Here is a 22,083-nt window from a genome sequence, read left to right as displayed (position 1 = left end):
GTCACCTGAGGATCAGGATCATGCCGAGCACCGCGTAACCGGCGGTGACCAGCCCCAGCAGGGGCACCTCGGCGCTGATCTGTCCGGCTACCGGACGTCGTGGGCCGCTGGCGTGCCGGTAGGCGTAGCCGATCAGCCCGGCCCAACCGACCACCGCGAACAGCCCGAGCAGCATGGCGACTCCGCCCCGCTCGACGGCCAGCCGCATGGTCAGCGCCACCACCAGGGTGAGAGCCAGAGCCGACCGCCGCCAGGCCAGCCGGGTCCGTTCGGGCTGTAGCCCCGGATCGCGGGTCGGCGGGCCGTGCTCGTCGGCCGGCGGGCCGTGCTCGTCGGCCGGCGGGTCTGGATCAGCCACTGGCCGCCTCGACCAGTACGACGATAGTCAACGCGGTGGCACCGACACCGACACAGATAGCGAGGAACGCCGGAAAGCGGGACGCCGGTAGGTCGGTGCCCAGTCGCATGGCCCGCTCGGTGCGGGCCCAGTGGTCGACCGCCCGCAGCGCGACGGCCCCGCCGAGCAGCAGCAGGGTCACCGCCAGCCCTTCCCGCAGACGGACCACGGACAGCTCAGGCAGGAACTGCGCGATGGCCAGCCCGCCGGCGACCAACGCCAGGGCGGTCCGGATCCAGGCGAGGAAGGTACGCTCGTTCGCCAGCGAGAACCGGTAGTCGGGCGCGGTGCCGATCCGGCGCAGCTCCTGGGGATCGAACCACCGGCGCAGCGCACTCCACACGTGGATCATTATCGCCGGCTAGACTTCCTGTCTGTGGCCGAGCTGACCGATGACGAGCGCAGCACGCTGAAGACCGGCGCTTTCGGCGCCGTCTACCTGGTGTCGGCTGCGGACCCGGGGCTGGTGTCGATGGTCCGGGAGAGCTTCGCCGCCTCGGACGTGTTCGCCGGGACATCGGGTCTGGTGAACGACGTGCTGACCAGCGGCGAGTTGCCCAAGTTGGCACGGGACACCCCGGAGGCGGTGGAGCAGCTGGTGCTGCCGGCGCTGCGGCAGTCGGTGGCGGTACTCACCGCGAAGGCCCCGCACGATCTGGAGCACTACCGGTCGGCGGTGACCGAGGCGGTCGACCGGGTGGCGCGGGCCGCGTCCGGGGTCGACCCGGCGGAGACGGCGATGATTTCCAAGATCAGGCAGGCGCTGGCCACTCCCTCCTGACCGATCCGTCCTCCTGGCCGATCCGTCACCTCTGCTGACCAGGGCGGCCGTTTGGTCCGGCCGGCCCGTCGGCGGGGCCGTTTGGCCCTTGGCTACTTGCGGGTAACATAGTGGGTGGGGCATTCCACAGCGACGCTCGGTTGACCGATCGTTAAGGAAAGCGGCAGGCTGCGCCGAGAGTGGTAGAGCAGCACCACCTACAGGAGGGGTGTCGAAGCGCGATGAACATCGTCGTACTCGTCAAGCAGGTGCCCGATTCCGGCGCGGAACGCGCCCTGCGCGGCGACGACAACACCGTCGACCGCGGGTCGGCCAACAACGTGATCAATGAGATGGACGAGTACGCGATCGAGGAGGCGCTGCGGCTGCGGGAGGCCAACGGCGGTGAGGTGACGATCCTCACCATGGGCCCGGACCGCGCGGCCGAGTCGATTCGCAAGGCGCTGTCGATGGGGCCGGACAAGGCGGTGCACGTCGTCGACGACGCCCTGCACGGCTCCTGCGCGGTCGCCACCTCCAAGGTTCTCGCCGCAGCGCTCGGCACCCTCGGGGCGGATCTGATCCTCTGCGGCGCCGAGTCCACCGACGGGCGGGTGCAGGTGATGCCACACATGCTCGCCGAACGGCTCGGCATCGCCGCCCTGACCGGCGCCCGCAAGCTGACCGTCGACGGCGGCACGCTCACCGTCGAACGGCAGAACGAAGAGGGCTACGAGGTGGTCAGCGCCGCAACCCCGGCGGTGGTCTCGGTGTGGGACACCATCAACGAGCCGCGCTACCCCTCGTTCAAGGGGATCATGGCGGCGAAGAAGAAGCCGGTGCAGAGCCTGTCCCTGGCCGATCTGGGTGTCGCCGCCAGCGAGGTCGGCTTCGACGGGGCGACCAGTGAGGTCGTCGAGCACCACAAGCGCCCGCCACGGTCGGCGGGGCAGAAGGTCGTCGACGACGGCGAGGCCGGCGTACAGCTGGTCGAGTTCCTGGCGTCCGAGAAGTTCGTGTGAGCGGGGAGGTTGACATGGCTGAGGTTCTCGTTGTCGTCGAGGCCACCGGTGAGTTCGGCGTCAAGAAGGTCACCCTGGAGTTGCTGACCCTGGCCCGCAAGCTGGGCGGCGAGGTGTCCGCGGTGGTGCTCGGCGGGCCCGGCGCGGCCGCCGCGATGACCGACAAGCTCGGTGAGTACGGCGCCAGCAAGGTGTACGCCGCCGAGGGCGAGGAGATCGACGGCTACCTCGTCGCTCCGAAGGTGACCGTGCTGGCCGAGCTGATCGGCCGGGTACAGCCCGGCGCGGTGCTGCTCGCCTCCTCCCAGGAGGGCAAGGAAATCGCCGGGCGGCTCGCCGTACGGCTGGACAACGGCCTGCTGACCGACGTGGTCGACCTGGCCGCCGACGGCACCGCGACCCAGATCGCGTTCGCCGGCGCCACCATCGTCACCTCCCGGGTCACCCGGGGCCTGCCGCTGGTGACGCTGCGGCCCAACTCGGTGGCGCCCGAGCCGGCCCCGGCCACCCCGCAGGTGGAGCAGCTGCAGGTGCAGGTCACCGACTCCGACAAGCTGGCCAGGGTGGTCGAGCGGGTCGCCGAGCAGTCCGGCTCCCGACCGGAGCTCACCGAGGCTTCGGTGGTCGTCTCCGGCGGGCGCGGTGTCGGCAGCGGCGACAACTTCAAACTGGTCGAGGAGCTCGCCGACCTGCTCGGTGGCGCGGTGGGCGCCTCCCGGGCCGCGGTCGACTCCGGGTTCTACCCGCACCAGTTCCAGGTGGGGCAGACCGGCAAGACCGTCTCCCCGCAGCTGTACGTGGCGCTGGGTATCTCCGGGGCGATCCAGCACCGGGCCGGCATGCAGACCGCGAAGACCATTGTGGCGGTCAACAAGGACGGCGAGGCGCCGATCTTCGAGCTCGCCGACTTCGGTGTGGTTGGTGACCTGAACAAGGTGGTCCCGCAGGCAGCCGAGGAGATCCGCAAGCGCAAGTGAGGTGACCGTCTCGCAGTGCGTCGTGGTCACCGCCGTACCGACCTGGCCGGTCGGGTCCAGCCGCCTATCCGCCGGACCCGACCCGGCGGATAGGCTTGCTGGTGATGGCTTATCTCGACCACGCTGCGACCACGCCGATGCTCGACGAGGCGGTGGAGACCTACGTCGCCACCGCCCGTCGGGTCGGTAACGCGTCGTCACTGCACGCCGCCGGACGGGCGGCCCGGCGTACAGTCGAGGAGGCACGGGAGCGGGTCGCTGCCGCCCTCGGCGCCCGGCCGTCCGAGGTGATCTTCACCGCTGGCGGTACGGAGAGCGACAACCTCGCGGTCAAGGGGATCTTCTGGGCACGTTCGGCGGCGGCTCCTGCCCGGCGGCGGATCCTGGCCAGCACCGTCGAGCACCACGCCGTGCTCGACGCCGTGCAGTGGCTCGCCGAGCACGGGCAGGCCCAGGTGACCTGGCTGCCGGTGGACGCCACCGGTCGGGTCGACGCCGCCACCGCACAGGCCGAGCTGGACGCCGTCGCCGACGAGCTGGCCCTGGTCACCGTCATGTGGGCGAACAACGAGGTCGGCACCGTGCAACCGGTCGCCGCCGTCGCGGCGATGGCCGCGCGGGCCGGCGTACCGCTGCACACCGACGCGGTACAGGCGGTCGGCCAGGTCCCGGTCGACTTCGCCGCCAGTGGCGCCGCCGCGCTGACCGTCAGCGGTCACAAGCTCGGCGGCCCGGCCGGCGTGGGTGCCCTGCTGCTCGGCCGGGACGTCGCCTGCACCCCGCTGCTGCACGGTGGTGGCCAGGAGCGCGACGTCCGCTCCGGCACGCTCGACACCGCCGGGATCGCCGCGTTCGCGGTCGCCGTCGAGGTGGCGGTGAAACGCCAGGCCGAGCACGCGGCGCGGGTCGGCGCGCTCCGCGACGACCTGGTCCGACGGGTACGCCAGGCGGTACCGGATGTGATCTACAACGGGGACCCGACCGACCGGCTTCCCGGCAACGCGCACTTTTCGTTCCCCGGCTGCGAAGGCGACGCGCTGTTGCTGCTACTCGATGCCCAGGGCATCGCCTGCTCGACCGGCTCGGCCTGTTCGGCCGGGGTGGCGCAGCCGTCGCATGTGCTGCTGGCGATGGCCGACGACGACGAGCGGGCCCGCTCGTCGCTGCGGTTCAGCCTGGGCCACGACTCCACCGGGGCCGAGGTCGACGCGCTGGTGGCGGCCCTGCCCGGTGCGGTCGAGCGGGCCCGTCGGGCCGGCGCGGTCCGCGGCACGAAGCCGGTGCCGCCCGCCGCCGGCTGACCCGGCACCGCTGCGGTACTACCCTCGAGCGTGCGGCGACGATCAGGCAGGAGATGGGTACGGTGCGAGTACTGGCGGCGATGTCCGGCGGGGTCGATTCGGCGGTGGCGGCCGCCCGGGCAGTGGCCGCCGGACACGACGTGACCGGTGTGCACCTCGCGCTGTCGCGCAATCCGCAGACGTACCGTACCGGGGCCCGTGGCTGCTGCACCGTCGAGGACGCCCGGGACGCCCGGCGGGCCGCCGACGTGATCGGCATTCCGTTCTACGTCTGGGACATGGCCGAGCAGTTCCACAGTGACGTGGTGGACGACTTCGTCGCCGAGTACGCCGCCGGGCGTACCCCGAATCCGTGCCTGCGCTGCAACGAGAAGATCAAGTTCGCGGCGGTGCTGGACCGGGCGGTGGCGTTGGGGTTCGACGCGGTGGTCACCGGCCATCACGCCCGGCTCGGCCCCGACGGTCTGCTGCGGCGCAGCGTCGACCTGGCCAAGGACCAGTCGTACGTGCTCGCCGTGCTCAACCGGGCCCAGCTGGACCGGGCGATGTTCCCGCTCGGCGACTCGACCAAGGCGCAGGTCCGGGCCGAGGCGGCGCGGCGCGGGCTGGCGGTGGCCGACAAGCCCGACTCACACGACATCTGCTTCATCGCCGACGGCGACACCCGCGGCTTCCTCGCCGACCGGCTCGGCAACGTCCCGGGCGACGTGGTCGACGCGACGACCGGCGCGGTCGTCGGCCGCCACGACGGGGCGTACGCGTTCACCGTCGGCCAGCGGCGTGGCCTGGGCATCGGGGTGCCCGCGCCGGACGGTCGACCCCGCTACGTGCTGTCGATCACCCCGACGAGCAATACGGTGACCGTCGGCCCGGCCGAGGCGCTGGACGTCGACACGGTGACCGGTGTCCGCCCGGTGTGGATCGGCGGGGACCAGCCGACCGGCCCGGTCGAGGCGATGCTCCAGGTGCGCGCGCACGGCTCGACCACCCCGGCGGTGGTCGAGCTGACCGACGCCGGCATGTACGCCCAGCTGCACCGGCCGGTCCGGGGGGTGGCCGCCGGCCAGGCGATGGTCGCCTACCGACCCGATCCGGCCGGCGACGTGGTGCTCGGCTCGGCGACCATCGCCGGCTGACCGGTAGAGTCGGCGGACGTGACCGACGCGAGTGACCTGCCGTGACCCACGCGAGTGACCTGCCGGGACCGGAGCCGGCCGCAGCGGCGGCGGCGGACACACCGTGGCCCTGGCCGCCGGGTGCCGCCAGTGGGATCGGATCGCTGCCCGGCACCGACGTCGCCGAAGCGCAACGGATCGTCCTCGGTGAACTGCCGGGCCTGCCGCACCTGCCCGAGCTACCGGCCCGTGGGCCGGGCGCGGAGATGATCGGGCGCGGTGCCACCTTCCTGGTGGACCTGCCGGTCGAGCTGTACGCCGGTCGCTGGCGGGTCGCCGCCCGACCCGGCCGGGACCTGCGCCGCGCACTCGACCTGCGGGAACGGGACCTCGACCAGTTGACCGAGCAGGCCGACGGCTACACCGGGCCGGTCAAACTGCAGGCCGCCGGGGTGTGGACGTTGGCCGCCGCTCTCGAAGTCGGCCTCGGCGGGCGGCTGGTCCGCGACCACGGTGCCGTACGTGACCTCGCCGCCTCGCTCACCGAGGGCCTGCGGGAGCACGTCGCGGAGGTGTCCCGCCGGGTGCCGGCTGCACGGCTGCTGCTCCAACTCGACGAACCCTCGCTGCCCGCCGTGCTGGCCGGGACGCTGCGCACCGACAGCGGTCTGCGCACCTACCGGGCGGTCGCCGCCGGCACCGTCCGGGACCTGCTCGCCGAGGTGATCTCCGGCGTCGGTGTGCCGGTGGTGGTGCACTGCTGCGCCCCCGGTGTACCGGTGGGTCTGCTGCAGGCAGCCGGAGCCGTCGCGATCGCCGCCGACCTGGAGCTGCTCACCGACCTGGACTCGGTCGGTGCGGCGATCGACACCGGGATGGGGCTGTTCGCCGGGGTGGTGCCGGCGACCGGGGAAGCGTCCGGCGCGGCGGCACCGACCTCGGCGCGGGCGGCGGGACAGGTCCGTACCCTCTGGTCGAAGCTGGGGTTCCCGGCGGAGCAGGCCGCCGCCCAGGTGGTGGTGACCCCGGCGTGCGGGCTGGCCGGGGCGACCGTGCCGTACGCCCGGGCCGCGCTCGCCGCCTGCCGCGACGCCGGCCGGCGGCTGTCCGAGGGCTGACCCGGCAGGCGGCCGGCGGTGGAGTGCGGTGGGGTCTCGGCCGTGGAACACTGCCGCCCGGGGTGTGCCTACGGTTACCGTTGGTGGCGATGAGCTACCACGGTGACAGCGACGGTGACCCGGCCGCCGGTCAGCGCGGCTGGTGGCGGATGTACCGCGGACTGATCATCGCCGTGCTGGTGGTGGTCTTCGTGCTGTGCTTCCTGTGGTGCGCCGGGGTGGCCGTGTTCAACCTCGTCCAGGGCGAGTGACCGGGCCGGTTCGCGAGTGACCGCGGTCGGGCCGCCACACGGGTGACCGCGGTCGGACCGCCGGCCGGTATCCGCGAATGTCGGTGCCGACCGATACGGTGCGCAGGTAGATCCGAACACGGAGGTCAGCCGGTGTCCGAGGAAGTCGTTCCGCAGCAGGTCAGCGCCGCCGGGCAGGCGCAGGCCGGTGAGGAGCCCGACGCGGCCGCCCGGGAGCGGCACGCCACGCTCGCCGAGGAGATCGATCGCCACCAGTTCCGCTACCACGTCCTCGACGCGCCGGAGATTTCTGACGGGCAGTACGACCTGCTGATCCGGGAGCTGAACCAGCTGGAGGAGCGGCACCCGTCGCTGCGTACGCCGGATTCGCCCAGCCAGCGGGTGGGCTACGCATACGCCACCCAGTTCGCCCCGGTGAACCACGCCGAGCGGATGATGAGCCTGGACAACGCCTTCGACGACGATGAGCTCACGGCCTGGGCCGACCGGGTCGAGCGCGACGCCGGTGGCCCGGTCAACTACCTGTGCGAGCTGAAGGTCGACGGCCTCGCGGTCAACCTCACCTACGAGCGGGGCGTGCTGACCCGGGCGGCGACCCGGGGCGACGGTCGGGTTGGCGAGGACATCACCCCGAACGTGCGGACCATCCGGCAGATCCCGGAGCGGTTGGCTGGTGAGGCACCCGAGCTGCTGGAGGTGCGTGGCGAGATCTACTTCCCGGTGGCCGCGTTCGACGAGCTCAACGCCAGCCTGGTCGCCCAGGAGAAGGCGCCGTTCGCGAACCCGCGTAACGCCGCCGCCGGCTCGCTGCGGCAGAAGGATCCCCGAATCACCGCTGGACGCGGGCTGCGCATGGTGGTGCACGGCCTGGGGGCGCGCAAAGGCTTCGAGCCGGTACGCCAGTCCGACGCGTACCGGCAGCTGGCCGACTGGGGGCTGCCGATCAGCCAACGCTGGCAGGTGGTCGGCGACCGCGACGGGGTGCGTGACTTCATCGCCCACTTCGCCTCGCACCGCCATGAGGTGGAGCACGAGATCGACGGCGTGGTGGTCAAGATCGACGAGGTGTCGGTCCAGCGCCGTCTCGGCTCCACCAGTCGCGCTCCGCGTTGGGCGATCGCCTACAAGTACCCGCCGGAGGAGGTCAACACCCGGCTGCTCGACGTCAAGGTCAACGTCGGACGGACCGGGCGGGTCACCCCGTACGCGGTGCTCGACCCGGTCAAGGTGGCCGGTTCGACGGTCGGCTTCGCCACCCTGCACAACGCCGGAGAGGTGGCCCGCAAAGGGGTACTGATCGGCGACATGGTGGTCCTGCGGAAAGCGGGCGACGTCATTCCCGAAGTGGTCAGCCCGGTCGTCGATCTGCGGACCGGCGCCGAGCGCGAGTTCGTGATGCCGACCGAGTGCCCGGAGTGTGGCACCGAGCTGCGCTACGAAAAAGAAGGTGACGCCGATATCCGGTGTCCGAATCTTGACTGCCCGGCGCAGTTGACCCGCAAGCTGGAGTACATCGCCGGTCGCAGTGTTCTCGACATCGAGGCGCTGGGGGAGCGGTCGGCGATCGCCCTGGTCGATTCCGGTGCCGTGCAGAGCATCGGCGACCTATTCGATCTTGATGCGGACCGCTTGTCCGGAGTCGAGTTCTTCTGCAACCAGAGCGGGGAGCTGACCGAGAACGCGAAGAAGCTGCTGGCCAACCTTGCCGAGGCCAAACAACGGCCGCTGTGGCGGATCATCGTCGCGTTCTCCATCCGGCACGTCGGCCCGGTCGCCGCCCAGGCGCTGGCCCGCGAGTTCCGTTCGATCGACGCGATCGCCGCCGCTAGCCAGGAGCAACTGGTCGACGTCGACGGGGTCGGCCCGGTGATCGCCGCAGCCGCCGCCGACTGGTTCGCCGCCCCACACGCTCAGGAGGTGGTCCAGCGCTGGCGTGTGGCGGGCGTGCGGATGGTCGAGGAAGCCGGTGACGACCAGGCGCCGCGTCCGTTGGTCGGCGTCACCGTCGTGATCACCGGTTCGCTCGCCAAGTACTCCCGTGACGAGGCGGCCGAGGCGGTGCAGTCCCGAGGCGGTAAAGTCAGCGGCTCGGTGTCGAAGAAGACCGGGTTCGTGGTGGTCGGCGACAGCCCGGGATCGAAGTACGACAAGGCCGTATCACTGCGTGTCCCGGTGCTCGACGAGGCAGGCTTCGGGGTTCTCCTCGAGGAAGGGACGGACGCGGCCCGAGCGGTCGCCGTCAACGAACCGGACCAGCCGGCCGAGTCCGCCCAGCCTGCCGATCCGGCCGGTACGGCCGAGCCCGCCGCCGCCAGCTAGCGGCGCTCCGGCGCCGGCCGGCCCGGACCATCGCCGGAGCTCCGACAATTGGCGGATGCCATTTCTCGACGGCCGGGAATCCCGCGGCGGGCATTCGCCGACCGCGTCTCAAATCAGTCACGACCGCGCTTCACCCCTGACCCGCCGGCCGTCCATCCTTAAGGTGTAGGACGTCGGTGGGACGCCCGGCTCGTGCTGAGTCGGCGAAGCGGGCCACGGGAGCGCGACGGGAGGGCAGATGGAGGCCGCGGCACTGCGGAACTCCGTTCCTCCGGAACGCGCGCCTGGTTTCTTCGGCTTCGTTGGCGGCGTGACCGCTGCGGCGCTCGCCGTCTGCGCCGTACCGTTGCTGAACCTGCCCGCCCAGATTTCCGACCTGCCGGCGGCATTCTGGCTGATGGCCCTGCTCGCGGTGGTCGGCGACGCCCGACCGTTCACCCCACCGGGTCGGCGGCGCCGATCCGAGGTCTTCCCGTCGGTCTGTTTCACCTTCGCCATCCTGCTCGCCTGGGGCCTCGGCCCGGCGGTCGCGGTGCAGGCCGTCGCGGTTGCGGTCTTCGCCTGGCGGGCCCGGCACGTGCCGTGGCGGGCCCTGTTCAACAGCTCGCAGTACGCGCTGGCGCTCGCCGCCGCAGCGGCGGTGGCCGGACTGGCCGGGCCGGGCACCTTCGCCGGCGCCGCGGAGCTGGCCTGGAGCGACGTCGCGGTGGCGGTCGGCGCGGCGGCCGCTTGGTCGGCGGTCAACTACAGCACGGTCACCCTGGCGATCCGGCTGCGCTTCGGCGGCCGGTGGTGGCGGTCGGCCCGCCGTGGCATCGGCTTCGAGCTGTCCTCCACGGGGTCGCTGCTGCTGCTCGGGCCGGTGCTGGTGGTCGCCGCGCAGGTCGACCCGGCGCTGATCCCGCTGGTGCTGGTGCCGCTGTACGCGGTCTACCGGATGGCTGCGTTGGCCAGCGAGCAGGAACGGTCGGCCCGGCTGGACCCGTTGACCGGGCTGGCCAACCGCAAGGCACTGATCGGCGAGATCGCCGACCAGGTGCCGGCACACGCCAACGCGCTCCGCCGCGGTGCGCCGGATGCCCGGATGGCGCTGCTGCTGCTCGACCTGGACCGGTTCAAGCGGGTCAACGACGCGCTGGGGCACCTGGTCGGCGACCGGCTGCTGGTCGAGGTGGGGTTGCGGCTGGCCATGGTGGTCCGACCGCAGGACCTGGTGGTCCGGCTCGGCGGTGACGAGTTCGCCATTCTGGCCACCCGACTCACCGGGGCGGACGAGGCCCGGGACATCGCCGAACAAGTGGTGACCGCGCTCGCTGAGCCGGTCGCCCTGGACGGGCTGCCGCTGGACGTCGGCGGATCGGTGGGCATCGCCCTCTACCCCGAGCACGGTGGGGACTTCGCCACCCTGCTGCAGCACGCCGACGTCGCCATGTACGACGCCAAGGACACCGGTGACGGCACCGCCGTCTACACGGCCGAGTCGGACCACAACACGCCGGAACGGCTCAGTCTCCTCGCCGACCTGCGTCGGGTGCTCGACGTCAACGGCGCGCACGCGGCCGACCCCGGTCGGGAGGTCGACGACGTCGGCGAGATCACCATGTACTACCAGCCGCAGGTGGAGATTGCGACCGGCGAGGTGGTCGGGGTGGAGGCGCTGCTGCGCTGGCGGCATCCGCGCCGGGGCATGGTCGACCCGGAAGAGCTGATCAAGGTTGCCGAGCAGAGCGCCGTGATGCGCCTGCTCACCCGTCGGGTCGTCGATGACGTCGTCGAGCAGATCGCCAAGTGGGCCGCCGCCGGGATCACCATGCGGGCAGCCGTCAACGTCAGCGTCCGCGATCTGCACACCGGCGAGATCGCCGATCAGATCTCCGACCGGCTCGCCCGCTACAACCTGTCACCCGAGCAACTTCAGCTGGAAATCACCGAGGGGGCGTTGATGGCCGACCCCCGGCGGGTGCTGGCCACCATCTCCCGGCTGGACGCCATCGGGGTGGCGATCGCCCTGGACGACTTCGGCACCGGCTACTCGTCCATGCAGCACCTGCGCCGGCTCCCGCTGTCCGAAGTCAAGATCGACCGTTCGTTCGTCCTCGGCATGGCCGCCGACACCGACGACGCGGCCATCGTCCGTTCGGTGATCGAGCTGGCCCGGGCGCTCGGGCTGCGGGTGGTCGCCGAAGGCGTCGAGGACGACGCCTCCTGGCGGCGGTTGCACGCGCTCGGCTGCCACGTCGCCCAGGGCTGGTTCTACGCCCGGCCGATGCCCGCCGACGAACTGGTCAGCTGGCTGGCCCGGTACCGTCCACTGGTCCCCGGCCCACGTGGCGTTCCGCCCGGCCTGCTGGATGACTCGGCAGACCCGCCGTCAGACCGGCGGCCAGACCCGCCCGGCCCGCCCGATGACTCGGCCGGCCCACCGGAGAAATAGACTCGTCGGGTCCGGCCCGCTGAGCCACGCTGAGCGAGAATCCCGGGCCAACCGTTCGATCACCGTACGAAGGGGGCGCAGATGGCCGCCATCTCCCGCGAGGAGGTCGCGCACCTGGCGCGACTGTCGCGGCTGGCCGTGACCGAGGACGAACTGGCGACGTTCGCCGGCCAGCTCGACGTCATCCTGCAGTCCGTCGCCCGGATCGGCGAGGTCGCCGCCGACGACATCCCGCCCACCTCGCACTCGGTGCCGCTGACCAACGTGTTGCGCGACGACGTCGTCGTCCCCGGTCTGGACCGCGACGCCGCGCTCGCCGCCGCCCCGGACGCCGAGGACGGCCGGTTCCGGGTGCCGCGCATCCTGGACGAGGAGGTCTGAACCATGTCCGAACTCACCGGGATGACCGCCGCGCAGCTGGCCGGGCTGATCGCCGGCGGCGACACCAGCGCCGTCGAGGTGACCCGCGCCCACCTGGACCGGATCGCCGGCGTCGACGAGCGGGTGCACGCGTACCTGCACGTCGACGCCGACGGTGCGCTCGCCGCCGCGCAGGCCGTCGACACCGCCCGCGCCGCCGGGCAGCCGCTCGGCCCGCTGGCCGGGGTACCGATCGCGGTCAAGGACGTCGTCACCACCAAGGGCGTACCGACCACCGCCGGGTCAAAGATCCTCGACGGCTGGCGGCCACCGTACGATGCGACGATCGTCGCCCGGCTGCGCGCTGCCGGCATGCCGATCCTCGGTAAGACCAACATGGACGAGTTCGCGATGGGCTCGTCGACCGAGTACTCGGCGTACGGGCCGACGTACAACCCGTGGGACCTGACCCGAATCCCCGGCGGATCCGGCGGCGGCAGCGCGGCCGCGGTCGCCGGTTGCGAAGCTCCACTGGCGATCGGCACCGACACCGGCGGCTCGATCCGCCAGCCGGGCGCGGTCACCGGCACCGTCGGCGTCAAGCCGACCTACGGCGGCACCTCCCGGTACGGGCTGATCGCCTTCTCCTCCTCGCTGGACACCCCCGGACCGTGCGCCCGGACGGTGCTCGACGCGGCGCTGCTGCACGAGGCGATCGCCGGCCACGACCCGCGCGACTCCACCTCGATCCCGGCCGCCGTGCCGCCGGTGGTCGAAGCGGCCCGCGCCGGAGCCGCCGGTGATCTGACCGGGGTCCGGCTCGGCCTGGTCACCCAGTTCGCCTCCGGCGAAGGCGCCGAGCCGGGCGTACTGGCCGCCTTCCGTGACGCCGTCGACGCGCTGACCAAGCTCGGGGCCGAGGTCGTCGAGGTCTCCTGCCCGCACTTCGACTACGCGCTGCCGGCGTACTACCTGATCGCGCCGAGTGAATGCTCGTCCAACCTGGCCCGCTACGACGGCGTCCGGTACGGGCTGCGCAGCGGCGACGACGGCAACCGGTCCCTGGAAGAGGTCATGTCGCTGACCCGCGACCAGGGCTTCGGTCAGGAGGTAAAGCGGCGCATCATGCTCGGCACGTACGCGCTGTCCAGCGGCTACTACGACGCCTACTACGGGCAGGCGCAGAAGGTCCGTACCCTGATCACCCGCGACTTCACCGCCGCGTTCGAGCAGGTCGACGTGCTGATCTCGCCGACCACGCCGTTCGTGGCGTTCCCGCTCGGGGCGCGCACCGCCGACCCGTACCAGATGTATCTGGCCGACCTGTTCACCATCCCGACCAACCTGTACGGCGGCCCGGCCATCTCGGTGCCGTGCGGGCTGGCCGACGGGCTGCCGGTCGGGTTGCAGGTGATGGCACCCACGATGGCCGACGACCGGATGTACCGGGTCGCGGCGGCCCTGGAGTCGGCGGTCGGCACCCTCACCCCGCCGGAGCTCTGAGCGGCGACGTGCTGACCTGCGATCGAGAGTTGGAGCTGTGAGATGAGCACGACCGCGTTGCCCACGTACGAGGATGTCGTCGCCCGCTACGAGCCGGTGATCGGCCTGGAGACGCACGTCGAGCTGGGCACCAACACCAAGATGTTCTGCGGCTGCCCGACCGGGTTCGGCGCCGAGCCGAACACCCAGGTCTGCCCGGTCTGCCTCGGGCTGCCCGGCTCGCTGCCGGTAGCGAACAAGGCGGCGATCGAGGCGACGATCCGCATCGGGCTGGCACTCAACTGCTCGATCGCCGACTGGTGCCGGTTCGCCCGGAAGAACTACTTCTACCCGGACATGCCGAAGAACTACCAGATCAGCCAGTACGACGAGCCGCTGTGCGTGGACGGCTGGCTCGACGTCGAGGTCGACGGCGAGATGGTGCGGATCGGCATCGAGCGGGTGCACCTGGAGGAGGACACCGGCAAGACGCTGCACGTCGGCGGCGCGACCGGGCGCATTCACGGTGCGACCGAGTCGCTGGTCGACTACAACCGGGCCGGCATCCCGCTGGTGGAGATCGTCACCAAGCCGATCCCCGGCACCGGGGACCGGGCACCGCAGGTGGCCCGCGCGTACGTCACCGAGCTGCGGGACGTGATCCGTTCGCTGGGCGTGTCCGACGTACGGATGGAGCAGGGCTCGCTGCGCTGCGACGTCAACACCTCGCTGACCCCGGTCGGGCAGACCGAGTGGGGCACCCGCACCGAGACCAAGAACGTCAACTCGCTGCGGTCGGTGGAGCGGGCGGTACGCGCGGAGATGCTGCGCCAGGCGTCGGTGCTCGACGTCGGTGGCCGGATCGTGCAGGAGACCCGGCACTTCCACGAGGACAGCGGCGACACCACGTCGGGCCGGTCCAAGGAGACCGCCACCGACTACCGCTACTTCCCGGAGCCTGACCTGGTGCCGCTCGCCCCGGACGCCGCCTGGGTGGCCGAGCTGAAGGCGGCCCTGCCGGAGCTGCCCCGGGTGCACCGCAAGCGGCTGCAGGAGCAGTGGGGGCTGACCGACCACGACATGCAGTCGGTGGTCAACGCCGGCGCGGTCGAGCTGATCGAGCAGACCGTGGCGGCCGGCACCACCCCGGCCGGTGCCCGCAAGTGGTGGCTGGGTGAGCTGGCCCGCCGGGCCAACGAGTCCGGTGTGGAGCTGACCGCGCTGGGGGTCACCCCGGCGCACGTGGCCGAGCTGCAGGGGCTGGTCGACGCCGGCAAGCTCAACGACAAGCTGGCCCGTACCGTCCTGGAGGCGGTGGCCGCCGGGGAGGGCACGCCGACCGAGGTGATGACCGCGCGCGGCCTGGAGGTGGTCTCCGACACCGGTGCGTTGACCGTCGCCGTCGACGAGGCGATCGCCGCCAACCCGGACATCGCGGCGAAGGTCCGCGACGGCAAGGTGGCGGCGGCCGGGGCGCTGGTCGGCGCGGTGATGAAGACGACCCGGGGCCAGGCTGACGCGCGTACCGTCCGGGAGCTGATCCTGTCCCGCCTCGGCGCACAGGGCTGAGGCGGGCGCGCGGCCAACCACAGCGGACGAGCCGCGTCGGGCACTGCCCGACGCGGCTCGCGTCATCTACCGCTGGTGGTGGCTGACGAATGTCTGCCAGGCTGCGGGGAGAAGGTGAGGGTGCCGCCGGTGCGGTTCTTGCTGTCGCGGACCAGGACCCGGCCGGGCAGGTTGTCGGCGACTTCGACGCAGTTGCCGCCGGTGCCGTTGCTGCGGCTGCTGGTCCGCCAGGCCGGTCGAGGATCGGTCGTCATGCCCATCTGTCGGCTGCCTCCTGCATCAACGCCACGGACTGCTCGCTGGGCAGAGCGTACTCCCGCAGCGACTCCCAGGCATGCTCCAGTCTGGTCAGATCGGCCTCCAACTCGATGGTCTGGCCCTCCAACGGCCCGTCGACGAAGCCGGCCGCCCGGCCGTCCAGGCTGGCCAGAGTGAACGGGCCGTTCAGCCCCGGGTCAGCACCGCCTCGTCGATCACCCCGACGAAGCGGCACGGCCGCTCGGCCCGGTGCAGGATCTCCTGCCGGCCGAGCCGGTCGCCGACGGTGGTGTCGACGTCGTCGATCGCCACCCCGGCATGGGTGAGGATGACGCGGGCGTACGCCTCGGTCTGCAGCAGGCCGGGCACCAGCAGCGGCTCGTAGCAGCGCAGCATGATCGCCTCCCGTTCGTGCTCCAGCCACGGGCGCAGCCAGACCGGGGCCCGCTCGGTGCGCAGCAGCAGCTCCCAGAGGGTCGAGTAGTCGCAGTTGAAGACCCGGTCGATGGTGGCCAGGTAGTCGAGCCGGATCGGCCGGGCACCGCGCTCGACCGCGCTGACGTGCTGGGCCGACCAGTGCAGGGCGGCGCCCCACTGCTCCTGGGTGAGCCCGGCCAACTCGCGGCGGCGGCGGAGCTCCGCTATCAGATATGCGCTCGCTGCTCCAGACATTCGTTTCCTCCAGCTCTCTACAGAATCGCTTTGCGGTGGGCAGGGGTTGCCCCGTGACGGATGTTGTTGCTACGAGGACGAAGCCCACCTTCCATAGGGGAGGCGGGGAAGTCCAAGGGTGGAGGAGTGGGAAATTCGAGAAGGCGTCCATTGTCGTCCCGGTGGGGGACGCGTGGTGCAAGAATGAATGACAAAGATCAATTGCGCCGGCACGGCGTACTCGGCTGGATGTCGGTGCCGACCGGCAGCGCCGTGCCCGGCTACGTCAACCACCCGGTGATCGCCCGCGCCCGCCACCTGGCCGCGATGCACCTGCCCGACCCGGTGACCGGGTGTCCGCGCTGCGGCACGATCACCTGTCCGGGGCTGCGGCTCGCGGTGGCCTACCTGGACCGGTACGACCGCGATGCCGCCCGGACCATCCGCCGGCTGCTCGCCTCGGTCGGCATCTGGCTCACTGCCGACCCGGCGACCGGGGCAGGTGGCGATGACTGAGTCGACAAGATCGCCGCTGGTGCAGCCGTGGGACGTCATCGAAATCGGCGCGAGCGACTATTTGAATGGTGACGGACCCCTGCGACTGAGGGTCATCCACGTCCGCGCCGAGGCCGCCCACCCGAATATCGAATGGATTCATCTGCTGGGCACCCGACTGCACGGCAACCGGGACGGCCAGATGATGATGGTGATGGTCCGCGCGGCGGCGCTGCGCCGCCCCGGCGCGGTCATCCGGCCAGGGCCGGCTTCCGGGACCAAGGTGGAACTCAGGACGGGCTGGGTGCCGGGGTCGCGGACTGAGTGGTAGTCGGGGTCGCGGACGGATCGGCGGTAGGAGTCGGCGATGCCGACGGATCCGCTTCCGGTTCAGCGCCGGCGATGACGTGCCGTTCCAGGGTGACCTGGGCCTGGCCGGTACCGCCGACCCGGATGTCGTCGTGCGCCTGCAACTGGTGCTCGGCGTCGAAGTACAGCACCGTCAAGGCCAATGGCGTCGGCTCCTCGCCCTCCAGACCGCGCAGTCCGGCCCCGCCGGTCGAACCCTCCACCATCAGCCGGGTCGGCTGCTCACCGGGGATCTCGGCGAGCATCCGGACCTCCCGGTTGTGGGTGTGCCCGGCCAGCACCAGCGGCGTGGTGCCGGACAGCGGGCCGGCCGACACCGGGTCGTGCACCAGGGCGATATCTACCGGTTCGTCGGTGCCCAGGATCGTCGCGGCAAGCTGCTCGCCGACCCCGATCACCTGGTCGGTGGCCGGCTTGGACAACCCGCCGTCGGCCGGGCTGGTCTGCTTGTCCGGGGTGAACCGGGGGTCGCCGATACCGGCGATGGCCAGCCCGGCGACCTCGGTGACCTCGTTGTCCAGCACGATCGCGTTCGGCTGGCTGGCGACCGCCTCCTGGGTGCGGATCGAGTCGTGGTTGCCGCGGATGAACACGTACGGCACCTCCAACAGCCCGATCGAGGCGACGTAGTTCGCCTCCGGCTCGCTGCCCCAGTCGGTGATGTCCCCGGTGTCGATCACCACGTCGATGTCGAACTGCTCGACCACGGTACGGATCACCGACCAGCCGGTCGGGTTGAGGTGCATGTCCGACACGTGCAGCACCCGGGTGGTGCCCTCGGCTGCCTGGTAGACGGGCAGCGTCGACACGGTGGTGTAGATCCGGCTGACATTGCTGACGATGTGCTGCAGCTGTTCGGCGTACTGGCTGTAGTTGGTGGCGATCCGCTGTACGTCACCGACCACCGCCGGGGCGTTGACCAGCAGACCCTCGTACCGTGGCTCCTCGATCGACTCCGGCCGGATGGTCGCCGCCGCGACGCCGATGCTGCCGCCGGTGATCAGCAGCGCCAGGGTGCCAGACCAGGCGACCCGGCGGGTGTCGCGGAAGACCAGCGCGGCGAGGATCAAGGTGGTGAGCACGGCGACCGCGATGGTACGGATACCGAGCCGCAGCACCCCCTCGGTGACGTCGCCGACCACGGTCTGACTGGCCCGGGTGATCGCGTTCGGGTCGTCGAGCAGGGCGAGGGTGCGGACCTGGTCGAGGGAGCCGAGCCGGATGGAGAGCTGGACCGGCCCTTCGTGGCTGTCGACGTGCAGCGCGCCGAGCGGCGGGATGGCCATGGTGGTGCCGCCGTCCACCGCCGGGGTCACCGCCATATCGGCCCGGAACGGGCCGATGTCGACGTCGGCACGGGCCCCGAGCAGGACACCGATGACGACCCCGGCCAGACTGACCGCGACGACCGCGAGCGCCACGCCGATCCGTCGGGTGGCTCGTGACCGCGCGGCCCGCCCGAATCCGCGACCTGCGGTACGGCTGACCGAGCCGAGCCGTCGCCCGGCGTGTGCCAGCCACCGCCCGGGGCGACCCGGCTGCTGAGCCGGACGGCCCGGCTGCTGGCCGGGACGGCTCCGGTCGGCCGTTTGCTCGTCGCTCATGCTGAGATCATGCCTGTCTGATCGAAGGTGGGGAGGCTGGTGGGGTCAGCTGCGCCCGGCTCCGCCGTCGGCGAAGACCAGCCGCAGGATACGGTCGTCCTCCGGGGCCGGTTCGCCCCGGCCGTCCTGGTTCGAGGTGGTCAACCAGACCGAGCCGTCCGGTGCCCGCACGACGGTGCGTAGTCGACCGTACTCCTCGGTTAGCAGCGCGCGGGGCTGGCCGAACACCGTACCGGACTCGGTCAGCTCGACCAGCCACAGCCGCTCGCCGCGCAGACAGGCGGCGGCCAGGATCCGGTCCACCACGGCCGCCCCGGAGCAGGAGGACTCTCCGGTCGGCCAGACAATCAGCGGGTCGACGAATCGTCCGTCCCCGCCTTCGCCCTCGACCTGCGGCCAACCGTAATTCTCGCCCGGCTCGATCAGGTTGATTTCGTCCCAGGAGTTCTGGCCGAACTCGGTGGCGTACAGCCGGTCCTGAGCGTCCCAGGCGATGCCCTGCACGTTTCGGTGGCCCAACGACCAGATCAGCGAGTCGGGGAACGGGTTGTCGGGGGCCGGCTCGCCGTCCGGTGTCATCCGCAGAATCTTGCCGCCGAGGCTCTCCTGGTCCTGGGACAGGCCGGTGTCCGAGGCGTCGCCGGTGGTGGCGTACAGGTAGCCGTCGGGCCCGAAGGCGAGCCGGCCGCCGTTGTGGATGCCGGAGAGCGGGATGCCGGTGACGATCGGTTCCGGTTCGTCGCCCAGCGTCAGCCGGGCGATCCGGTTGTCCTCGGCGGTGGAGTAGTAGATGAACACCGTTTCGTCGGTGGCGTACTCGGGGGAGACGGCGATGCCGAGCAGCCCGCCCTCACCGCCGCCGTCGACCTGGTCGATGGTCTGCACCTCGGTGACGTCCAGCCCGTCCGGGCTCGAACCGGGCCCGACCTGCAGAATCTTGGCGCTGTCCCGCTCGGTGACCAGCGCGGCGCCGTCCGGCAGGAACGCCACCCCCCACGGCACCGCCAGCCTGCTGGCCAGCACGGTGACGGCTACCTGCTGATCGACGCCGCCGCCGGCCGGTGTCTCGGTCGGGGCGGGGAAAGTGGGGGGCGCGCCGGCCTGGTCCGGCTCCGGCTCGCCGAACGTGCAGCCGCCGGCGAGCAGCAGGGTGGTCAGGCTGGCGGCGGCGGTCGCCGTGATCGCGGCGGTCGGGCGACGCGACGAGCGGCGGTACGGCAGGCGAGCGTTCACCCGCACCAGACTAGTCCGCTGCCGGACATCCGCATCCGATGGCGTCCCCGGGTACTTAGGTGAGGGTATCCAATATGAAATCGGATGGTGTTAGGTAAGGGTTCCCAAAATTGCGAGAAGTGAATAAGCGCCATATATTCGATTGCAGTGGACTACTGTTTTCCCACAGTGGCGGTGACGCTGCCGGATGCTGCCAAGCTAGGAGGACCACCATGACCGCGATGATGGAGATGCCCCGGGTGCAGGAGTGCACCGTCGTGGAGTGCGCGTACAACCAGCACGAGGGCTGCCACGCCTTCGCTATCACGATCGGGACCGAGGCGGACAGCGCCAGCTGCACCACCTTCTTTGACATTTCGTCCAAAGGCGGCCTCGACGCGGTGATCGCCCAGGTTGGTGCCTGCAAGCGCGCCGACTGCCGGTTCAACGCCGAGTTGGAGTGCCGGGCACCGGCGATCCGGGTCGGGCCGAGCCGGGAGACGGCCGACTGCATGACCTACGAACCTGCCTGACCCGCTGCAGGTCCGGCCAGAACCGCAGCGGCACCGGTCGTGGGACGAGCCCGTGGCCGGGGTCGCTCCCGCGTCGGCGGCACCGGCTACGGGCGAATTCCCGGATAGTGGTTTCCGCGCAAGGGAAACGTCGTAGTCGACCCTGTGGCACCGGACTGTGACCGGTCCCGACGGCGATAGCCTGTTCAGAAGCAGGCAACGGGCGTCAGATGCAGAGTGATGTCGCGTGACCGGATGATCATGAGATGCCCGGCCTGAGCGGACCGGACCCGGATGGCCCGCTATCGTCGGACCGGTGAAAGTCTGGATCCCCCACCCGCACGGCCGACAACTGCTCGGCCGGCTGCCCGACGAGGTGACCGTCGAGGTCGCCGCCGACCTCACCCAGCTGCCGTCCGACCCCGCCGGCGTGCGGTTCTGGGTGCCGCCGTTCCTGGCCCGGCCCGGAGCGGCGGAGCTGGCCGGCAAGATGCCGGACCTTCAGGTGGTGCAGTTGCTGTCCGCCGGTGCCGACGCATGGGTGGGGCGGCTGCCGGAGCACCTGACGCTCTGCGACGCGCGCGGGGTGCACGACTCGTCGACGGCGGAGTGGATCGCCGCTGCGATCCTCACCCACGTCCGCGACTTCGCCGGCTTCATCCGGGCACAGACCCGTCGAGAATGGTCGTACGAGCAGTTCGCCCCGACCGACGAGCTGGCCGGCAAACGGGTCCTCATCGTCGGCGCCGGATCGATCGGTGCCGCGCTGCGTGCCCGGCTGTCCCCGTTCGAGGTGGAGTTCACGCTGGTGGCCCGGACCGCCCGGCCGGCCGTCCAGGTGCACGGCGTCGACGAGCTGCCCGCCCTGTTGCCGTACGCCGACATCGTGGTGTTGATCGTGCCGCTGACCGACCGGACCCGGGGGATGGTCGACGCGGCCGTGCTGGCCGCGATGCGCGACGGTGCGCTGCTGGTCAACGCCGCCCGCGGCCCGGTGGTCGACACTGCGGCGCTCACCGCGGAGCTGTCCACCGGCCGGATCTGCGCCGTACTCGACGTGACAGACCCGGAACCGCTGCCCGCAGACCATCCGCTATGGAGGTCGCCGAACGTGGTGATCAGTCCACACATCGCCGGGTCGGTACGCGGTCTGCTGCCTCGCGCGTACGCCCTGGCGGGTCGGCAGGTCACCCGGCTGGCTGCGGGCGAGCCGCTGGACAACGTGGTGGTGGACGGCTATTGAGTCGGCGGCGTGGCCGGTTCGTCGGTCGCGTCGGCCGTCGGAGTCGCCGGGTCGAGCGGAGTCGCCGGGTCGAGCGGTTGTCCGCTGGCGGCGATCAGCCGGGGCAGGTCGTCGGCCCGTACGGCGGGTAGCCGTACCCGCTCGCCGTCGGTGAGCAGCGCCACCGCCCGGCCCTGCGGGTCGGCCGCCAGCTCGGCTACCCGCGACCAGCCAATCCGGCGCTGGCCGATCAGCGCCCGCACCCGGAGCCCGGCCGGGTCGGCATCGGTTCCGGAGCGGACCGCCCAGATCGCGATCGCCAGCGGCAGCAGCAGGACCGGCAGCAGATACCAGCGGGCACTGGCCAGCGGCAGTGACCCGACGAACGCGATCACCGCCGCCAGCATGATCGCCTGGTGCGGCCGGAACCGGACAGTTACCCTGCGACTCATCCGACAATCCTGGCATCCGGCCGGTGGGTGTCGGCTGCCGGGTAGGTCGGGTGGCATCGGCGAGTGCGCCGCCCGACCCGGCCGCCCGACCAGGCCGGGGGCACCCGACGGTTCCGGTTGCGGAAACCCGCCGGAAATTTCCGGTGACCGCCCCGTAACCCGGCGCCGGACTGGTTCGTTGTGACCGGCACAGTGGGCCGACC

Annotated in this window: 22 protein-coding genes and 1 pseudogene; 16 read left to right on the top strand and 7 right to left on the bottom strand. The window is 71.4% G+C overall.

Going from position 1 to position 22,083, the window contains the following annotated elements:
* Position 1: 1 nt before the first annotated feature.
* Both ACFHWU_RS12465 and ACFHWU_RS12460 read right to left on the bottom strand, forming a co-directional pair.
* Positions 2-358: a DUF202 domain-containing protein gene (locus ACFHWU_RS12465; RefSeq protein ID WP_416590613.1), complete on the bottom strand. Its 357-nt coding sequence runs from the start codon at positions 356-358 to the stop codon at positions 2-4.
* The gene (locus ACFHWU_RS12460) at positions 351-740 is read right to left on the bottom strand and encodes a YidH family protein (RefSeq protein ID WP_416590612.1); all 390 of its coding nucleotides are present in this window, start codon (positions 738-740) and stop codon (positions 351-353) included. Before ACFHWU_RS12460 ends, ACFHWU_RS12465 begins: the two co-directional genes overlap by 8 nt.
* 33 nt (positions 741-773) lie before the next feature.
* On the opposite strand from ACFHWU_RS12460, the gene ACFHWU_RS12455 reads away from it, so the two are divergent.
* The 12 genes from ACFHWU_RS12455 (at position 774) to gatB (ending at position 15,105) form a co-directional block, all read left to right on the top strand.
* Positions 774-1,178 carry a hypothetical protein gene (locus tag ACFHWU_RS12455; protein WP_278167647.1) on the top strand — a complete coding sequence of 135 codons (405 nt, stop codon included), beginning with the start codon at positions 774-776 and terminating at the stop codon, positions 1,176-1,178.
* Positions 1,179-1,399: 221 nt separating this feature from the next.
* On the top strand, positions 1,400-2,179 hold the full coding sequence (locus ACFHWU_RS12450) for an electron transfer flavoprotein subunit beta/FixA family protein (RefSeq protein ID WP_416553641.1): 780 nt from the start codon (positions 1,400-1,402) through the stop codon (positions 2,177-2,179).
* Positions 2,180-2,193: 14 nt separating this feature from the next.
* The gene (locus ACFHWU_RS12445; protein ID WP_416553643.1) at positions 2,194-3,156 is read left to right on the top strand and encodes an electron transfer flavoprotein subunit alpha/FixB family protein; all 963 of its coding nucleotides are present in this window, start codon (positions 2,194-2,196) and stop codon (positions 3,154-3,156) included.
* A gap of 104 nt (positions 3,157-3,260) precedes the next feature.
* Positions 3,261-4,457 carry a cysteine desulfurase family protein gene (locus ACFHWU_RS12440; RefSeq protein WP_416590611.1) on the top strand — a complete coding sequence of 399 codons (1,197 nt, stop codon included), beginning with the start codon at positions 3,261-3,263 and terminating at the stop codon, positions 4,455-4,457.
* A gap of 62 nt (positions 4,458-4,519) precedes the next feature.
* Positions 4,520-5,593, top strand: coding sequence for a tRNA 2-thiouridine(34) synthase MnmA (mnmA, locus tag ACFHWU_RS12435; RefSeq protein ID WP_416590610.1), 1,074 nt, complete (start codon positions 4,520-4,522; stop codon positions 5,591-5,593).
* 59 nt (positions 5,594-5,652) lie between these two features.
* On the top strand, positions 5,653-6,690 hold the full coding sequence (locus tag ACFHWU_RS12430; RefSeq protein ID WP_416568927.1) for a methionine synthase: 1,038 nt from the start codon (positions 5,653-5,655) through the stop codon (positions 6,688-6,690).
* Positions 6,691-6,779: 89 nt separating this feature from the next.
* Positions 6,780-6,941 carry a hypothetical protein gene (locus ACFHWU_RS12425; protein ID WP_416553649.1) on the top strand — a complete coding sequence of 54 codons (162 nt, stop codon included), beginning with the start codon at positions 6,780-6,782 and terminating at the stop codon, positions 6,939-6,941.
* A gap of 132 nt (positions 6,942-7,073) precedes the next feature.
* On the top strand, positions 7,074-9,260 hold the full coding sequence (ligA, locus tag ACFHWU_RS12420; RefSeq protein WP_416590609.1) for an NAD-dependent DNA ligase LigA: 2,187 nt from the start codon (positions 7,074-7,076) through the stop codon (positions 9,258-9,260).
* Between the two features lie 238 nt (positions 9,261-9,498).
* Positions 9,499-11,694 carry a putative bifunctional diguanylate cyclase/phosphodiesterase gene (locus tag ACFHWU_RS12415; RefSeq protein ID WP_416553653.1) on the top strand — a complete coding sequence of 732 codons (2,196 nt, stop codon included), beginning with the start codon at positions 9,499-9,501 and terminating at the stop codon, positions 11,692-11,694.
* 81 nt (positions 11,695-11,775) lie between these two features.
* Positions 11,776-12,075 carry an Asp-tRNA(Asn)/Glu-tRNA(Gln) amidotransferase subunit GatC gene (gatC, locus tag ACFHWU_RS12410; protein ID WP_123600383.1) on the top strand — a complete coding sequence of 100 codons (300 nt, stop codon included), beginning with the start codon at positions 11,776-11,778 and terminating at the stop codon, positions 12,073-12,075.
* Positions 12,076-12,078: 3 nt separating this feature from the next.
* Positions 12,079-13,557: an Asp-tRNA(Asn)/Glu-tRNA(Gln) amidotransferase subunit GatA gene (gene gatA / locus ACFHWU_RS12405; RefSeq protein ID WP_416553655.1), complete on the top strand. Its 1,479-nt coding sequence runs from the start codon at positions 12,079-12,081 to the stop codon at positions 13,555-13,557.
* Positions 13,558-13,599: 42 nt separating this feature from the next.
* Entirely contained in the window at positions 13,600-15,105 is a 1,506-nt protein-coding gene (gene gatB, locus ACFHWU_RS12400) for an Asp-tRNA(Asn)/Glu-tRNA(Gln) amidotransferase subunit GatB (protein ID WP_416590608.1), read from the top strand.
* 62 nt (positions 15,106-15,167) lie between these two features.
* Here the strand turns inward: gatB and ACFHWU_RS12395 are convergent, their stop codons facing one another.
* Positions 15,168-15,365: a DUF397 domain-containing protein gene (locus tag ACFHWU_RS12395; protein ID WP_416590607.1), complete on the bottom strand. Its 198-nt coding sequence runs from the start codon at positions 15,363-15,365 to the stop codon at positions 15,168-15,170.
* Positions 15,356-16,035, bottom strand: a pseudogene (locus ACFHWU_RS12390) (Scr1 family TA system antitoxin-like transcriptional regulator). Before ACFHWU_RS12390 ends, ACFHWU_RS12395 begins: the two are co-directional and overlap by 10 nt.
* Positions 16,036-16,218: 183 nt before the next feature.
* On the opposite strand from ACFHWU_RS12390, the gene ACFHWU_RS12385 reads away from it, so the two are divergent.
* Complete coding sequence (locus tag ACFHWU_RS12385; protein WP_416590606.1) at positions 16,219-16,530, top strand: hypothetical protein; 312 nt, start codon at positions 16,219-16,221, stop codon at positions 16,528-16,530.
* A 19-nt stretch (positions 16,531-16,549) separates the two neighbouring features.
* Positions 16,550-16,840 (top strand): hypothetical protein, encoded by a 291-nt coding sequence (locus tag ACFHWU_RS12380; protein WP_416590605.1) that lies wholly within the window; start codon positions 16,550-16,552, stop codon positions 16,838-16,840.
* Here ACFHWU_RS12380 and ACFHWU_RS12375 read toward each other — a convergent pair.
* Positions 16,800-18,482, bottom strand: coding sequence for a metallophosphoesterase family protein (locus ACFHWU_RS12375; RefSeq protein WP_416590604.1), 1,683 nt, complete (start codon positions 18,480-18,482; stop codon positions 16,800-16,802). The genes ACFHWU_RS12380 and ACFHWU_RS12375 overlap by 41 nt on opposite strands.
* A gap of 45 nt (positions 18,483-18,527) precedes the next feature.
* The gene (locus tag ACFHWU_RS12370) at positions 18,528-19,715 is read right to left on the bottom strand and encodes a PQQ-dependent sugar dehydrogenase (protein WP_416553667.1); all 1,188 of its coding nucleotides are present in this window, start codon (positions 19,713-19,715) and stop codon (positions 18,528-18,530) included.
* Between the two features lie 212 nt (positions 19,716-19,927).
* On the opposite strand from ACFHWU_RS12370, the gene ACFHWU_RS12365 reads away from it, so the two are divergent.
* Both ACFHWU_RS12365 and ACFHWU_RS12360 read left to right on the top strand, forming a co-directional pair.
* A complete protein-coding gene (locus ACFHWU_RS12365) occupies positions 19,928-20,227 on the top strand; it encodes a DUF1540 domain-containing protein (protein ID WP_416553669.1) in 300 nt (99 codons plus the stop codon).
* Between the two features lie 295 nt (positions 20,228-20,522).
* Complete coding sequence (locus ACFHWU_RS12360; RefSeq protein ID WP_416590603.1) at positions 20,523-21,449, top strand: 2-hydroxyacid dehydrogenase; 927 nt, start codon at positions 20,523-20,525, stop codon at positions 21,447-21,449.
* On the opposite strand, the gene ACFHWU_RS12355 is transcribed toward ACFHWU_RS12360, so the two are convergent.
* Positions 21,443-21,880, bottom strand: coding sequence for a PH domain-containing protein (locus ACFHWU_RS12355; protein WP_416590602.1), 438 nt, complete (start codon positions 21,878-21,880; stop codon positions 21,443-21,445). The genes ACFHWU_RS12360 and ACFHWU_RS12355 overlap by 7 nt on opposite strands.
* Between the last annotated feature and the right edge of the window lie 203 nt (positions 21,881-22,083).

The organism is Micromonospora sp. LOL_015, from assembly GCF_048060275.1.
GTDB lineage: Bacteria > Actinomycetota > Actinomycetes > Mycobacteriales > Micromonosporaceae > Micromonospora_E.
Note: the sequence above shows the minus strand (reverse complement) of the source record. Positions and strands in the feature narration are given on the sequence as shown.